Annotated in this window: 19 protein-coding genes; 11 read left to right on the plus strand and 8 right to left on the minus strand. The window is 39.3% G+C overall.

Features of this window, described 5'->3' with window-relative positions; all coding sequences use genetic code 11:
- The 4 genes from N9I19_RS22355 to N9I19_RS22370 form a co-directional block, all read left to right on the plus strand.
- Window positions 1-389 (plus strand): aldehyde dehydrogenase family protein (locus N9I19_RS22355; RefSeq protein WP_317779018.1); only part of this gene is annotated, 389 nt, incomplete at its 5' end.
- Between the two features lie 78 nt (window positions 390-467).
- The gene (locus tag N9I19_RS22360; RefSeq protein ID WP_317779019.1) at window positions 468-1,808 is read left to right on the plus strand and encodes an aspartate aminotransferase family protein; all 1,341 of its coding nucleotides are present in this window, start codon (window positions 468-470) and stop codon (window positions 1,806-1,808) included.
- Between the two features lie 557 nt (window positions 1,809-2,365).
- Complete coding sequence (locus N9I19_RS22365) at window positions 2,366-2,980, plus strand: NUDIX hydrolase (protein ID WP_089364254.1); 615 nt, start codon at window positions 2,366-2,368, stop codon at window positions 2,978-2,980.
- Between the two features lie 93 nt (window positions 2,981-3,073).
- A complete protein-coding gene (locus N9I19_RS22370) occupies window positions 3,074-3,871 on the plus strand; it encodes an endonuclease I family protein (protein ID WP_061463414.1) in 798 nt (265 codons plus the stop codon).
- Between the two features lie 65 nt (window positions 3,872-3,936).
- Here the strand turns inward: N9I19_RS22370 and N9I19_RS22375 are convergent, their stop codons facing one another.
- The 7 genes from N9I19_RS22375 to N9I19_RS22405 all read right to left on the minus strand — a co-directional run bounded on the left by N9I19_RS22375 (window position 3,937) and on the right by N9I19_RS22405 (window position 6,335).
- A complete protein-coding gene (locus N9I19_RS22375; RefSeq protein WP_284470602.1) occupies window positions 3,937-4,995 on the minus strand; it encodes a lactonase family protein in 1,059 nt (352 codons plus the stop codon).
- A 98-nt stretch (window positions 4,996-5,093) separates the two neighbouring features.
- Window positions 5,094-5,351 carry an adenine deaminase C-terminal domain-containing protein gene (locus tag N9I19_RS22380; RefSeq protein WP_317779020.1) on the minus strand — a complete coding sequence of 86 codons (258 nt, stop codon included), beginning with the start codon at window positions 5,349-5,351 and terminating at the stop codon, window positions 5,094-5,096.
- Window positions 5,348-5,674, minus strand: a complete 327-nt coding sequence (locus N9I19_RS22385; protein ID WP_317779021.1) for an adenine deaminase C-terminal domain-containing protein — start codon at window positions 5,672-5,674, stop codon at window positions 5,348-5,350. Before N9I19_RS22385 ends, N9I19_RS22380 begins: the two co-directional genes overlap by 4 nt.
- Before the next feature lie 11 nt (window positions 5,675-5,685).
- Window positions 5,686-5,838 carry a hypothetical protein gene (locus N9I19_RS22390; RefSeq protein ID WP_317779022.1) on the minus strand — a complete coding sequence of 51 codons (153 nt, stop codon included), beginning with the start codon at window positions 5,836-5,838 and terminating at the stop codon, window positions 5,686-5,688.
- Complete coding sequence (locus N9I19_RS22395; RefSeq protein ID WP_317779029.1) at window positions 5,772-6,014, minus strand: amidohydrolase family protein; 243 nt, start codon at window positions 6,012-6,014, stop codon at window positions 5,772-5,774. The genes N9I19_RS22390 and N9I19_RS22395 overlap by 67 nt, the downstream gene beginning before the upstream one ends.
- Window positions 5,963-6,163, minus strand: coding sequence for a hypothetical protein (locus tag N9I19_RS22400; RefSeq protein WP_317779023.1), 201 nt, complete (start codon window positions 6,161-6,163; stop codon window positions 5,963-5,965). Before N9I19_RS22400 ends, N9I19_RS22395 begins: the two co-directional genes overlap by 52 nt.
- Before the next feature lie 22 nt (window positions 6,164-6,185).
- Window positions 6,186-6,335 carry a hypothetical protein gene (locus N9I19_RS22405; protein WP_317779024.1) on the minus strand — a complete coding sequence of 50 codons (150 nt, stop codon included), beginning with the start codon at window positions 6,333-6,335 and terminating at the stop codon, window positions 6,186-6,188.
- Between the two features lie 111 nt (window positions 6,336-6,446).
- Between N9I19_RS22405 and N9I19_RS22410 the strand changes: the two genes are divergently transcribed.
- Window positions 6,447-6,722 carry a hypothetical protein gene (locus tag N9I19_RS22410; protein WP_317779025.1) on the plus strand — a complete coding sequence of 92 codons (276 nt, stop codon included), beginning with the start codon at window positions 6,447-6,449 and terminating at the stop codon, window positions 6,720-6,722.
- Window positions 6,723-6,885: 163 nt separating this feature from the next.
- Here N9I19_RS22410 and N9I19_RS22415 read toward each other — a convergent pair whose 3' ends face one another.
- Complete coding sequence (locus N9I19_RS22415; protein WP_289320283.1) at window positions 6,886-7,353, minus strand: nucleoside deaminase; 468 nt, start codon at window positions 7,351-7,353, stop codon at window positions 6,886-6,888.
- A gap of 243 nt (window positions 7,354-7,596) precedes the next feature.
- Here N9I19_RS22415 and N9I19_RS22420 point away from each other — a divergent pair, with 243 nt between their 5' ends.
- From N9I19_RS22420 to N9I19_RS22445, 6 genes are all read left to right on the plus strand, one after another.
- A complete protein-coding gene (locus tag N9I19_RS22420) occupies window positions 7,597-8,499 on the plus strand; it encodes an AEC family transporter (protein WP_317779026.1) in 903 nt (300 codons plus the stop codon).
- A gap of 256 nt (window positions 8,500-8,755) precedes the next feature.
- Window positions 8,756-9,166: a hypothetical protein gene (locus tag N9I19_RS22425; RefSeq protein WP_061463410.1), complete on the plus strand. Its 411-nt coding sequence runs from the start codon at window positions 8,756-8,758 to the stop codon at window positions 9,164-9,166.
- 436 nt (window positions 9,167-9,602) lie between these two features.
- Complete coding sequence (locus N9I19_RS22430; RefSeq protein ID WP_089364249.1) at window positions 9,603-10,331, plus strand: amino acid ABC transporter ATP-binding protein; 729 nt, start codon at window positions 9,603-9,605, stop codon at window positions 10,329-10,331.
- 22 nt (window positions 10,332-10,353) lie between these two features.
- Window positions 10,354-11,181 (plus strand): transporter substrate-binding domain-containing protein, encoded by an 828-nt coding sequence (locus N9I19_RS22435; protein ID WP_317779027.1) that lies wholly within the window; start codon window positions 10,354-10,356, stop codon window positions 11,179-11,181.
- A 106-nt stretch (window positions 11,182-11,287) separates the two neighbouring features.
- Window positions 11,288-11,926 carry an amino acid ABC transporter permease gene (locus N9I19_RS22440; protein WP_089364247.1) on the plus strand — a complete coding sequence of 213 codons (639 nt, stop codon included), beginning with the start codon at window positions 11,288-11,290 and terminating at the stop codon, window positions 11,924-11,926.
- Window positions 11,927-11,940: 14 nt separating this feature from the next.
- The gene (locus N9I19_RS22445) at window positions 11,941-12,591 is read left to right on the plus strand and encodes an amino acid ABC transporter permease (RefSeq protein ID WP_317779028.1); all 651 of its coding nucleotides are present in this window, start codon (window positions 11,941-11,943) and stop codon (window positions 12,589-12,591) included.
- Window positions 12,592-12,693: the final 102 nt, after the last annotated feature.

Below are 12,693 nucleotides of genomic sequence, written 5' to 3' on the forward strand. Positions count from 1 at the left end.
GAAATGAAGGCGATCAGGAAAATGGCTATTATGTTGGGCCGACATTATTTGATCATGTAAAAACAAACATGAAAATATGGAAGGATGAAATTTTTGCCCCTGTTTTATCCATAGTAAGGGTTAATACGCTTGAAGAAGCAATCGATTTGACCAATCAATCCGAATTTGCCAATGGTGCCTGCCTCTATACGGATAGTGCAAAAGCCATCCGGGAATTTCGTGAAGAAATTGATGCAGGGATGCTTGGTATTAACCTTGGCGTACCCGCGCCTATGGCATTCTTTCCTTTTTCCGGCTATAAAAGTTCATTTTATGGAGACCTTCATGCCAATGGGAAGGACGGCGTGGAATTTTACACTAGAAAGAAAATGTTAACGGCAAGATATTGATAGGAAAAAGGGGTCGACGCTATTTGTGGTCGGCCTTCCTTTATAGCTTTATACATTATTATAGGAGGAGTGTGGCATATGCCGGTTGAAAAACAGGGTCATGATCTTAAAACGATGGATGGCAAATATGTGTGGCATCATATGAAAGGGGCTGAACCCAACCCTGGGACAATGGTAGTCCAAAAAGGGCAAGGAGCATGGATTACGGATGTTGATGGGAATCGTTTCCTGGATGGGATGTCAGGTTTATGGTGTGTCAACGTAGGATATGGTCGCACGGAGCTGGCCGAGGCAGCTTACGAGCAGTTGAAAGAGCTTCCTTATGCCCCTTTAACGAACAGCCACATCCCGGCTATTAAGCTAGCAGAGAAGTTAAATGAATGGCTGGGTGGGGATTATGTGATTTTCTTCTCTAACAGCGGTTCAGAAGCAAATGAGACAGCTTTTAAAATTGCGCGGCAGTATCATCAGCAAAAAGGTGAACATGGACGTTATAAATTCATTTCTCGTTATCGAGGTTATCATGGCAATTCAATGGGGGCACTGGCAGCTACCGGGCAAGCACAACGAAAGTTTAAATATGAACCACTCGCCCCAGGTTTTCTTCATGTATCACCGCCGGATTTATACCGAAACCCAGAGGATGAAAGCGGTGAAAAAAGTGCGGCTGAAATTGACCGTACCATTACATGGGAATTGGGCGAAACGGTGGCCGCGGTAATCATGGAACCAATCATCACTGGAGGCGGAATCCTGATGCCACCTGATGGATATATGAAGCGGGTAAAAGAAATTTGTGAGAAAAATGGTGTCCTTCTCATTTCGGATGAGGTCATTTGCGGGTTTGGCCGTACTGGAAAGAAATTCGGATTTATGAATTATGATGTAAAACCGGACATCGTAACAATGGCTAAAGGAATCACAAGCGCTTACCTGCCATTATCCGCTACAGCCGTCAAACGTGAAATTTATGAAGCGTACATTGGTTCAGATGAATATGATCGCTTTCGACATGTAAATACATTTGGTGGCAATCCAGCTTCTTGTGCCCTTGCTTTAAAAAATATTGAAATATATGAAAATGAAAAACTAATAGAACGGTCTGAAGAGTTAGGGCTTCGCTTTCTGCAAGAGTTTGAAGAAATCAAATCTCATCCTAATGTTGGGGATGTACGTGGGAAAGGTTTGTTGGTAGGGATTGAATTAGTGGAAGATAAACAGACAAAACGACCGATCGATCTTTCCAAAATCAATAAAGTGATTGCGTCATGCAAAGAAAAGGGGCTGATTATAGGTAAAAATGGTGATACAGTAGCAGGCTTCAATAATGTCCTGACTCTCGCTCCCCCACTAAGTATCACTGAAGAGGATTTCTTATTCATCGTAACGACTGTAAAGCGAACACTAACAGAACTATAAATAAAAAAACTTCAGAAATAGAATAGGTGGCCTTGAAATACGTTTCCTGAAAATTCGGTATATAAATAGAGTTCAATATGTACTTGTTGATTTTCCCTATTTTAACATTCGGTTTTTTTCGGAAATATTTCCTTTTAATTGAGGATGCTGCCTTTAGTTTTAGCACCGTTCAGAACCTTTGAACGGTGCTTTTATATATGGTCAAAGGACCGGTTATAACTCGTAAAAAAACTCTAAAAGTCTGTGGTTTTTCCATACATAAATTAGCTTATCCCATAGGTTAAATAGAAAATAAATTTCCCTTTCGTGACGAAAAGTTAGATTTGGAGTAATGGATAAGATTTAATTCCTCTATCACTTAGATTTTTAAAAGGCCTATATTTATTTAAAATAACAAGGATAGAAAGAATAAGAGATCTATGACGAATTAAAGGGGGAATTTTTGGAATCGTTTTCCTTGCTTAGTTATAGCGGATGTTTGAAAATGGAATGATAATGATTGGTTGAAAAATACCGATTTCATATTGTCAATATTAACTTCAGAAGAGGTGTGGTACATGAAGAATGAAGATATAACAAAAAAACTCACATTACATACCCCTGAAATTTTAGGTAGTGAGAATTTTTCAAAGTATGCTGTATTGGTTCCGCTTATAGAAAAAGAAGATGGAATACATGTTCTTTTTGAAGAGCGTTCACACACACTTAGGAGGCAGCCAGGGGATATCTGTTTTCCAGGCGGGAAAATAGACAAGTCGGACCATGATGAACAATCGGCTGCCCTTAGGGAAACATATGAGGAACTTGGTTTGAAAAAAGAAGATATTTATAATGTCTTTCCAATTGATTATTTGGTATCCCCTTTTGGGATGATTGTATATCCTTATGCAGGATTTGTTCGTAACCATCAACGGATAATCCCTAATCCAGCTGAGGTAGAAACCATTTTTAGTGTACCGCTTTCCTTTTTCATGGAAAAACCGCCAGAGATATATCATGTGAAATATAAAATAGAACCACATGAAAACTTCCCCCAAGATTTAATTGTTGGCGGGGAGAATTATAAATGGCAGCCAAAACAAATGGAAGAATATTTTTACTTATATAACGATCGAGTAATCTGGGGAATGACAGCGAAAATCCTTACCCATTTTATAGAAATTCTTCGTTAGACACTTCTAAAGCACCTTTTTTTCTCAAAGGATTTCTATTAAACTTAAATTATGGTAAAAGTTAGGTTTTAATAGAATCGGGGGGATGAGTGGATGAAGAATAGTTTTGAAATACTTGAAAAAGAACGGGAAATGGCAATGGCTGCGCATGTGAACTTCAATGAAAACCGCGAATACTACGATGAAACGAAAGATCAGGAACTTAAGCGAGAATACTATCAAGATGGTTCCTTGGACCGAGAAGGATTGAAGAAACTACTAGTAGCAACCCATAAAAACCAGCTGAACTACTCACCACATCGTCATGTTTACCCTTGGGTTGACTTACAGGAAAATGGCAAGCTGAAAAGCCTGTATTCCGGTAAAGGAATGGATCCTATAGAAGTCATTGAGGAAGATATCCGTATACTAGAAGAGTTGTCAAAAGGGATTGAATCAACGAAGATGGAGAACATGCTCGTTAATTGTGAACATGTCGTACCTCAATCATGGTTCAATAAAAAAGAACCGATGAGGGGGGATTTGCACCATCTGTTCGCCTGCGAACCAACTTGTAACAGTAGCCGGGGTAACTATCCATACCATGATTTTGAGGATTATATCCCAGAAGCATCGGCTGCCGGAATAAAAGCGGGTTGCGGGAAATCGGACGAAGGTAAATTCGAACCTGAATACGGCAAAGGCATCGTAGCGAGGGCTACCATGTATTTTTTACTCAGGTATGAGGGAATCATTGATAACGGCAATATTGACCTGGCACTGCTTATGGAATGGCACCGGCTCTTTCCAGTCAGCACTTATGAAAAACATAGAAACCAGGCTATACATGAGATTCAGGGTAATCGAAACCCATTTATAGATTTCCCCGAAATGGCGGAGAAATGGAATTAAAAAAGGATGATAAAAAAAGGATTGAAGCTGTGGTAAAAGCTTCAATCCTTTTTTAATGAGAGATTTTAAAGGAATTTCACACAAACGGGAAAGGGAACTTGAACATCTTTTTGCAATAATGTTAATTTTCCGTCCTGTTCATTCCGTGCATATAGTGTCAGGTTTCCTGATTGTTCATTAGAAGCGATCAGGAATTTTCCGCTAGGGTCCAATGAAAAATCTCGTGGCCAATGCCCTTCGGAATTGACCAGTTCCACGAATGCCAATTTGCCTGTTTCTTGATTGATTTGATAAACGGCTATACTATCATGTCCGCGGTTTGCGGCATATACGAATTTCCCGTCATCAGAAATATGAATGGCGCTGCCCTGGCTGTTTTCCTTGAAATCTTCGGGAATGGTCCGGACCGTTTGTAATTCAGAAAAACTCCCGGTTAGACTGTCGAAACTTAAAACAATGACTTCTGGTACAAGCTCAGACATGACATACGCAAATTTTCCGTTTGGGTGGAAGGTCAAATGCCGTGGTCCGCTGCCTGGTGCAACGGATAAACTGTTTACTTCTTCCATAATCCCATTATGTATTTTATAAGTTATCACTTTATCTATTCCTAGATCGACTACAGCAATGAATCTTTCGTCCGGTGTGAAACCAGCGAAGTGAGTATGTGCTTTTTCCTGACGTTCTTCATTAGGTCCGTGACCCTCATGTCGAACAGTGGATGAAACAGGTAAAGGGACCGCGTCGTTCTGAAGCGGATATGATTCAATCACGCCTTCTCCATAACTGGAAGTGACCAAAACCTGTTTCTTGCTGTCGACACTTATATGGCAGGAAGAACCATTTGGTGTCAGTTGTTTGCCCAAGTAGGTAAGCTCACCAGATTCTTCACTAATCGAATAGGCTGAAACTCCGCCGCTGCCCGCTTCTTTTAAAATGGCGTAGAGATTCTTCTTGTCCTGGCTTATGGCGAGATAAGTCGGATCGGTTAATTCTGCTGCAAGAACCGGTGTACTGAGTTTTCCTTCTGCTGTATCTAAAGTAAAGCGGTAAATGCCTTTGCTGTTTCCTTTTGTGTAAGTGCCAATGTATCCAATTATGGTTTGTTGATCATGTTTTGCCATATTTATCTCCTCCAAGAAAGATTTGTGTTTATTTTTATTTTAACATAGATGATACGCATTATATCCTTTTCCCGGTTTAAGCCGAGTTGGAACCTGATTCATTTAGAAATTACTGGGGCGAGAAGAAAAAAACGACAAGGGGGTAAAACTTTATCGATTGGCTTTGAGACTTCGATAGGAATATGCCTAAACTCAGAAACGGAAAATAAGCCCTGATCAGTCAGTTTAATTTCCGGGATGACAGGTAACGCCAAGAACGCAAGTGTAAGGAAAGGGTTGAAATGCCTGTTTGCACCGAGTTTCAATAGGGCACCATCGATTCGTTTCAATGAATGAACGACATCATATAAGTTCATTTACTCACCAATCCAGAAATTGGGGGTGGGAGGGAGGCTAGTATTTTCTCTTTTTGAATTACGGCCAATCCACCCTGAGTCTTTTTGATTTCCTTTGCGGCCATTAGCATATCTTGGTCATTCGTGCCGGCAATGATTAAATTATGTGAATTATGGGCTACTGTCATGGCAATTGCGCCTGATTTCAATCCGATCCCAAGACCTAATTGGTTGGTCAAATGATGCCGTTCAATTACAGCCAGTTTTATATGATCAACTTGTTCAGAGAACTGGAATAGACCATGATTAACCCTAACCGGTTCAATCGAATGCTTTGTAATCAAACTGTTTGTAGTTATTCAATATTAATAGAAGGAAGCTTATTTTTAAAAGGTATCGTCAAATCATCTTCCGTTATTTCATGAAATTGAACGGAGTGCTTCAACTCGTCGTCAATAGCCTGTTCCTTTTCAGCTGGAAAGTTAAGTAAACGATTATTTTGCACCATAAGCTTCCCTCTTTAAAGACCGAGTGGATGATGACTGAATCAAGATCATCTAATAGAAGGAAGTCTGCCTTGAATCCAGGTGCTATGACACCATGTTCCGTTAAACCAAAGCATTCTGCTGCATTTATGGTCCCATTTGAATGGCGGTAATAGGCTGGACACCTGTTTCTAAGGATAGTCGAACATTGTGATCGATACTCCCCTCAGATACAATATCATCCAGGTGCCGATCATCGGTGACGAATAAACAACGGCGGGATTTCTTCTCATTAATAGCTGGAACCAGGTTTATTAAGTCTTTGGCAACGGTGCCTTCCCTGATCATAAAGATACATTCCCTTTCGCAGTCATTCTTTTGCCTCCTCCGATGCAGTGCATTCATGATCCGTTTTAATGCCGGCACTCATATAAACATCGAGCTGTTGTTCGGATAATCCAGCTGCGTGGCCATCAATGCTTATGCCTAGTCTATTTGAATCGTATAATTTTTGCAGCATATCCTCCTCCGCATGTGAAACGTCCGGGAGAGCCATCACTTCGGCTAAACCAATCACTTTCTTGTTTTGGTAAAATGAAATTAAATCTTCACTTCTTTAGGCAGCACCAAAATGTTCAAACGCCGTCGCAGGTACACAATATGGCATCATGAAGTAGAAGTCAAAAGGAAGATGCTCGGATTGTTCAATCATAAATTGAATGCCTTTTTACCAGAAACATTGGCTATTTCAAGGGGATCTGTAACGATGCAGGTAACACCACGAAAAAGGAGAATGTTTGAGAGTTCAGAATGCCTGACCATCGGAGATTCAATATGGACATGGCCATCAATGAATGTAGGGGAGACGAATCTTCCGGCAGCATCGATTTCTGAAATACGCTCATAATTCCCGATGCCAGCGAAAAAACCATCGACGATAGCTATGTCGCCTGTTTAGGGCATCACCATTTAATACAACTATTATTTGACCGTTATTAATGACGCAATCTGCAGGCGTTTTCCCTGCGGCGACATCTATTCTGTAACCCCTTTGGCAAAAATATAACCGATTAATATTTCACTTTTTCAATATAGGTCTCCCATGTTCGGAATGGTAAATCGTGGTTATTAAAAGACATTTGTTCCATTTTAATTATGCGCTTTTCCATTGGCAGGCCAAGTTCCTGATAGATAAAGTGATCATCAAAGCCGATGTGTGCAGCGTCTTCTTTCGTACATGCGTAATAAATGGCTTTTGGGCGTGCCCAATAAATGGCACCAATGCACATTGGGCAAGGTTCACAGCTAGTGTATATTTCACAATCTGTAAGCTGAAAGCTGTTGAGGTGCCTGCATGCATCACGAATCGCCTGTACTTCGGCGTGAGCTGTTGGATCGTTGGCTGTTGTGACATTATTACATCCTCTTCCTACAACTGTGCCATCTTTTACAATTATTGCACCAAAAGGTCCTCCGTTCTTTGCCAATACATTTTCATATGCAAGTCGAACAGCCATCTCCATGAATTTTACATCCATTAAAAAACACCCCTTCATATTTAATAAGCCAAAAGCTTAATGTTACTTTTTTTAACGTGAATACTATAAAAATATACCATTTGAAGACGAAAACCGAAGGGAATTTTCTAAAAATAAAGGAAATTAATTACTTAACGAGAATATATAACATTTCAATCAGGAGCGGTATGAAAGAATTTTTTACAAAAAATTATAAAACTGATATTGTTAGAATAAAATCATTAGGATTATGAAGGTGATATTATGGGGTTTTTGGGTGTTCTTTTACCGATATTCGGTATTTTTGTTTTAGGGTTCGTCGGTCAGAAAAAGTTTAAACTTGATACAAAATCCATTTCCACGATGGCATTATATTTAATGTCACCTTTTCTTGTGTTTCGAACCTTTTATTCAGCAGAATTTTCGATTAATTATTTTTACCTGTTCTTATTCACGATAGTACTCTGCCTTTCTCTCGTCTTGGTAGTCTATATTATATCGTTCTTCCGTAATTATACAGTCACTGAAACAAGCGGAATGATTTTGGCGTCCGCATTCATGAATAACGGGAATTATGGAACACCTGTCATTTTCCTGCTATTCGGAGCAGCAGGCCTTGATTATGCAATTATCCTGATGGTGGGTCAACAGTTAGTCATGTGTACTATTGGCATTTATTTCGCTGCGAAGGGCAGCCCGGAAGGAAACGGGGTTCAAACAGCGCTTAAAGCAGTATGTAGGATGCCTATTGTGTATGGGGCTATTGCAGGTGCGGTTTTTCAGTTAGTGAACATTCCTTTAAGCAATTCGGTTTTGGAAGCTATTCACCTTGTTGCAAATGCAGCGATTCCGACAATTATGATTACACTCGGGATGCAGCTTGCCAACATTTCACTGAAAAATATTGCCTACCGAAAACTATCAGTTTCGCTGCTTCTTAAACTTGCTGTTTCCCCAGCCATTGCTTTCCTGTTATCACTTGCCTTACCAGTGGATGATATGGTCAGGCATATCATGATCATCGTAGCTGCCATGCCAACGGCGGCCAACACTACGATGTATGCACTCCAATTCAATACAGAGCCTGAATTCGTATCAAGTGCTACGTTCATTAGTACTTCATTAAGCTTGATTACGCTTCCGATCATCTTTTTCTTTGTATTATAGAAGATTATCATTCTAAATATACGGGCAAAATTAATATATGCGCGGAGGATTCCTATCAAGTTATAATAAGGGAAGAAATTACAAAGGGATCCGGCGCGCTGGAAAAGGAACGAACTATGGTATTTGGATTTAATAGGAAACGGACAGCTACCGATTTTCGATTATTAGTACTCTAAGTATGAGCTTACTTTTTTTATTTTTCATTCAACTGTCATATAATTTTCAATGCCATTGTATTTAATTGGGGAGGGATTTTGTGTTCAAGACTAAAATTAAACTAACTAACCCTGAAAGGATTGATGCCATTTTAAAAGCGGTCGTTCAGAAATCCTATGAAGAAGCACTAGAAGAAAAACTCTTGCTATGCATGGAGTGTGGAGATGTGGATTTTTATATCGCGTATTCAAATAATGAAGAACTCCAAGATGCAATTAATGAAAACTTTGAAATCGATGAATGTGGAGAAATCATGAAATTAGACGAACATCAGGAACTTATGGATGATTTATATGAATATTTCTTGATCATACATAAGGAAAGTGATATGTTTGATTTTTTTCCAGCTGGTTCATATATTGTAGTTGGGGAAAGCCGTGAATCGGATACGGATATGTTGGCGCCAAGTGGTTTATTTTCAGCGCCATTTGAAGATGCGATAAAGGATTGATGGAAAAGACAGCGATTGCTGTCTTTTTTTATCATTTAAAGCTCGATATGCTTACGGGAAATAAATATTTTTTTACAAAAAGAGGGATTGATTCAGGGGATATAAGTTTATAATATCAGTTTTATGAAATACAGCAATTAATATCATAAAATATGATATCATTTTTAACAATTTAAAGTTTATATGGTAATTTTAAGAAATATTATATATAATGAAAAATGAGAATATTGAATATATTATTTAAATTACTAGTTTAAAATAACAAAAAAAAGGGCTTTTCACTATCGCTAACGAAATATTGGGAAATAATACTTGAAGAAAGGATTATACATAAGTTTTGATTCAAGTTAAGGAGAATGCTATATTACGTTCTATGAATTCTGACTATTATAAATTTTCAGTTTTGATGGTTTGATTATGGGCAGGGAGGTTAATTATGATAGTTTTTGACCGAGTGAATAAGTATTATGGCGATTTCCATGTATTGAAAGAAATTAATCTTACAATTAAGAAGGGGGAAGTGGTAGTGGTCATCGGACCGTCCGGATCAGGGAAAAGTACACTGCTTCGATGCATTAATCGTCTAGAGACCATTTCGGAAGGTTCCCTTTCCATAAATGGTTTAAATGTAGCGGATAAAAAAACGGACATAAACAAACTCCGTCGGAATATCGGTATGGTTTTCCAGCATTTTCACTTGTATCCTCATAAAACTGTGCTCGAGAATATCATGCTTGCTCCCAGGAAGGTTTTAGGGCAATCCGAAGAGGAAGCGAAAAAGATTACACTAAAGTATCTGGACAAAGTGGGAATTGGCGATAAAGCGAATTCATTTCCTTCTCAGCTTTCAGGTGGACAGCAGCAACGGGTAGCGATTGCCAGAGGTTTGGCAATGGGTCCCGAAATCATGCTATTTGATGAACCTACCTCAGCCTTGGATCCAGAAATGATTGGCGAGGTACTGGATGTAATGAAAGCACTTGCCCATGAAGGAATGACGATGGTGGTGGTCACGCACGAAATGGGATTTGCCCGTGAAGTAGCGGATCGAATCGTATTCATGGACGAAGGCAGGGTTTTAGAAGAGGCATCACCGGCTGAGTTTTACGCCAATCCTCGGGAAGAGAGGGCTCGTTTATTCCTTAGCCGTATATTAAATCATTAAATAAAAAACAGGGGTGAATTACATGTTGAAGAAAAAGAAATGGTTAAAATTATCTTTGCTATCATTACTGGCTGTCATTTTATTAGCTGGATGTGGCGGGGGGAATGTTTCAGACAAAGCTGAAGAGGCTGGAGGTAAAGTCCAAGAAATTGATGTTCTTGCCCAAGTGAAGGAAAAGGATAAGATCGTTTTTGGGGTGAAAAATGATACAAGGCTATTCGGATTGAAGAATCCTAGTACTGGAGATGTAGAAGGCTTCGATATTGATATCGCAAAAGCTCTTGCAGCAGAAATCCTTGGTGATGAGAATAAAGTTGAATTTAAAGAAGTGACTTCTAAAACAAGGATGGCCTTATTGAATAATGGTGATATCGATGCGATTGTAGCAACCATGACAATCACGGAAGATCGTAAAAAAGAAGTTGACTTCACTGATGTTTACTTCGATGCCGGACAATCTTTGTTAGTCAAAAAAGGCAGCGATATCAAGGGCATTGATAGTTTAAAAGGGAAAAAGGTATTGGCAGTCAAGGGCTCTACTTCTTCCATAAATATCCGTGAAAAAGCTCCTGACGCACAAGTGCTTGAATTTGAAAACTATTCCGAAGCTTTCGCTGCACTTAAATCAGGACAAGGGGATGCATTGACCACGGATGATTCCATCCTTTATGGAATGGCGGATGAGGATCCAAATTATGAGCTTGTTGGCGGTACATTTACAGACGAGCCTTATGGAATTGCTGTGAAAAAAGGAAATGCGGACTTTGTTGCCGAATTAAATAAAGCCCTTAAGTCACTTAAAGATTCAGGCAAATACGATGAAATCCATGATAAATGGATTAAACATTAAACATTTTAGCAAATGTATAAGGGAAGCTGACCCTAAATAACATTTTAACATTTGTCTGTGAGGATGAGCGTTTTGCTCATCCTTACTAGTTAAAGGAGTGTATGCCGTGCTAGATTTCTCCATTTTAACAGAGAATCTGGATATGTATTTATTAGGCTTTAAAAATACAATCATGTCGAGTTTGATTGCATTGGTAGCGAGTTTGATTCTTGGTGTGCTTATTGCTATCATGCGGATTGCGCCGATAAAGCCACTAAACTGGCTGGGTACCGCCTATGTCGAGTTCATTCGGAACATACCGTTATTGATCATTACCTTTTTCTTCTTTCTTGGTCTTAAACTAAGCGGTCTATACGCAGGGACATTAGCATTGACCATTTACACTTCATCTTTCATAGCTGAGGCAATTCGAGCAGGCATACTTTCCGTGCCAAAGGGTCAAATGGAAGCTGCCCGTTCTTCAGGTCTTACATATGGGCAGGCAATGAGGCTCGTCATTTTGCCACAGGCCGTTAAAATAGTCATTCCTCCTTTAGGAAACCAATTTATCAATCTAGTTAAGAATTCTTCCATTTTAGCCGTCGTTGCAGGACTCGATCTTATGTACCACGGGGATTTGATTTCTTCAAGGACATTTGTCGTGTTTGATGTGTACATTTTCGTTGCAGCATTTTACTTAATACTTACCATTCCTTTAAGTTTTGGCGTTGGTTATTTGGAAAAACGTCTGGCTAAGAGTAATTGAGGGAGGTATATGATATGGATTTTGCAGGTGCCTATACACCAGATAATCTTAAGTTTTTATTAGAAGGATTTTGGGTAACGCTCCAGGTAGCTTTTATATCCATTATTCTAAGTTTCATTATTGGCGGGCTTGTAGGTATAATCCGATACGCAAAGGTGCCGGTGTTATCACAAATATTGGCTTTGATTGTAGAAACGGTACGTAATTTACCGCTGTTATTAATAATATTTTTTACGTATTTTGCTTTGCCGGAAATACGGATTAAACTGGAAATCATTCCAGCAGCCGTTGTTGCCTTGACAATTTTCGAGTCAGCCATGCTTTCTGAAGTCATTCGAAGTGGGCTAAAATCCATCGATAAAGGCCAAATGGAAGCTGCCCGTTCATCAGGCTTGAGCTATACACAGGCATTGATACATATTATTCTGCCCCAAGCGCTGCGCCGCATGGTTCCTCCTATTGTCAGCCAATTCATTTCTTTATTAAAGGATACCTCTTTAGCTGTTGTCATCTCTTTACCGGAGCTGACTCATCATGGTCAAATCATTTATGGACAAAGTCAAAAGTATTTAATACCGATTTTGATTCTGGTAGCTCTCATGTATTTCATTGTTAACTATAGTCTTTCTTTGGTAGCACAGAGACTTGAATTGAAACGTACCTAAAAAAACGACTCAGAAATGAGTCGTTTCAGACTGTAGACAAACTCGATGAAAATCGAGTTTGTCTATTTTTGTGCGCCCGGCATGGGTGCAATCTATAGGGTG

Origin of the sequence: Peribacillus sp. CSMR9 (assembly GCF_033141925.1) — a bacterium.
Lineage (GTDB): Bacteria > Bacillota > Bacilli > Bacillales > DSM-1321 > Peribacillus > Peribacillus simplex_A.

Bases quoted from the DNA above. Each gene is read 5' to 3' on its own strand.
- N9I19_RS22375 (WP_284470602.1), bottom strand. From the start codon at position 4,995: ATGGCAAAACATGATCAACAAACCATAATTGGATACATTGGCACTTAC.
- N9I19_RS22415 (WP_289320283.1), bottom strand. From the start codon at position 7,353: ATGGATGTAAAATTCATGGAGATGGCTGTTCGACTTGCATATGAAAAT.
- N9I19_RS22365 (WP_089364254.1), top strand. From the start codon at position 2,366: ATGAAGAATGAAGATATAACAAAAAAACTCACATTACATACCCCTGAA.
- N9I19_RS22430 (WP_089364249.1), top strand. From the start codon at position 9,603: ATGATAGTTTTTGACCGAGTGAATAAGTATTATGGCGATTTCCATGTA.
- N9I19_RS22380 (WP_317779020.1), bottom strand. From the start codon at position 5,351: ATGAACTTATATGATGTCGTTCATTCATTGAAACGAATCGATGGTGCC.
- N9I19_RS22405 (WP_317779024.1), bottom strand. From the start codon at position 6,335: ATGCTGCAAAAATTATACGATTCAAATAGACTAGGCATAAGCATTGAT.
- N9I19_RS22390 (WP_317779022.1), bottom strand. From the start codon at position 5,838: ATGGTGCAAAATAATCGTTTACTTAACTTTCCAGCTGAAAAGGAACAG.
- N9I19_RS22445 (WP_317779028.1), top strand. From the start codon at position 11,941: ATGGATTTTGCAGGTGCCTATACACCAGATAATCTTAAGTTTTTATTA.
- N9I19_RS22420 (WP_317779026.1), top strand. From the start codon at position 7,597: ATGGGGTTTTTGGGTGTTCTTTTACCGATATTCGGTATTTTTGTTTTA.
- N9I19_RS22360 (WP_317779019.1), top strand. From the start codon at position 468: ATGCCGGTTGAAAAACAGGGTCATGATCTTAAAACGATGGATGGCAAA.
- N9I19_RS22400 (WP_317779023.1), bottom strand. From the start codon at position 6,163: ATGATCAGGGAAGGCACCGTTGCCAAAGACTTAATAAACCTGGTTCCA.
- N9I19_RS22435 (WP_317779027.1), top strand. From the start codon at position 10,354: ATGTTGAAGAAAAAGAAATGGTTAAAATTATCTTTGCTATCATTACTG.
- N9I19_RS22410 (WP_317779025.1), top strand. From the start codon at position 6,447: ATGTTCAAACGCCGTCGCAGGTACACAATATGGCATCATGAAGTAGAA.
- N9I19_RS22370 (WP_061463414.1), top strand. From the start codon at position 3,074: ATGAAGAATAGTTTTGAAATACTTGAAAAAGAACGGGAAATGGCAATG.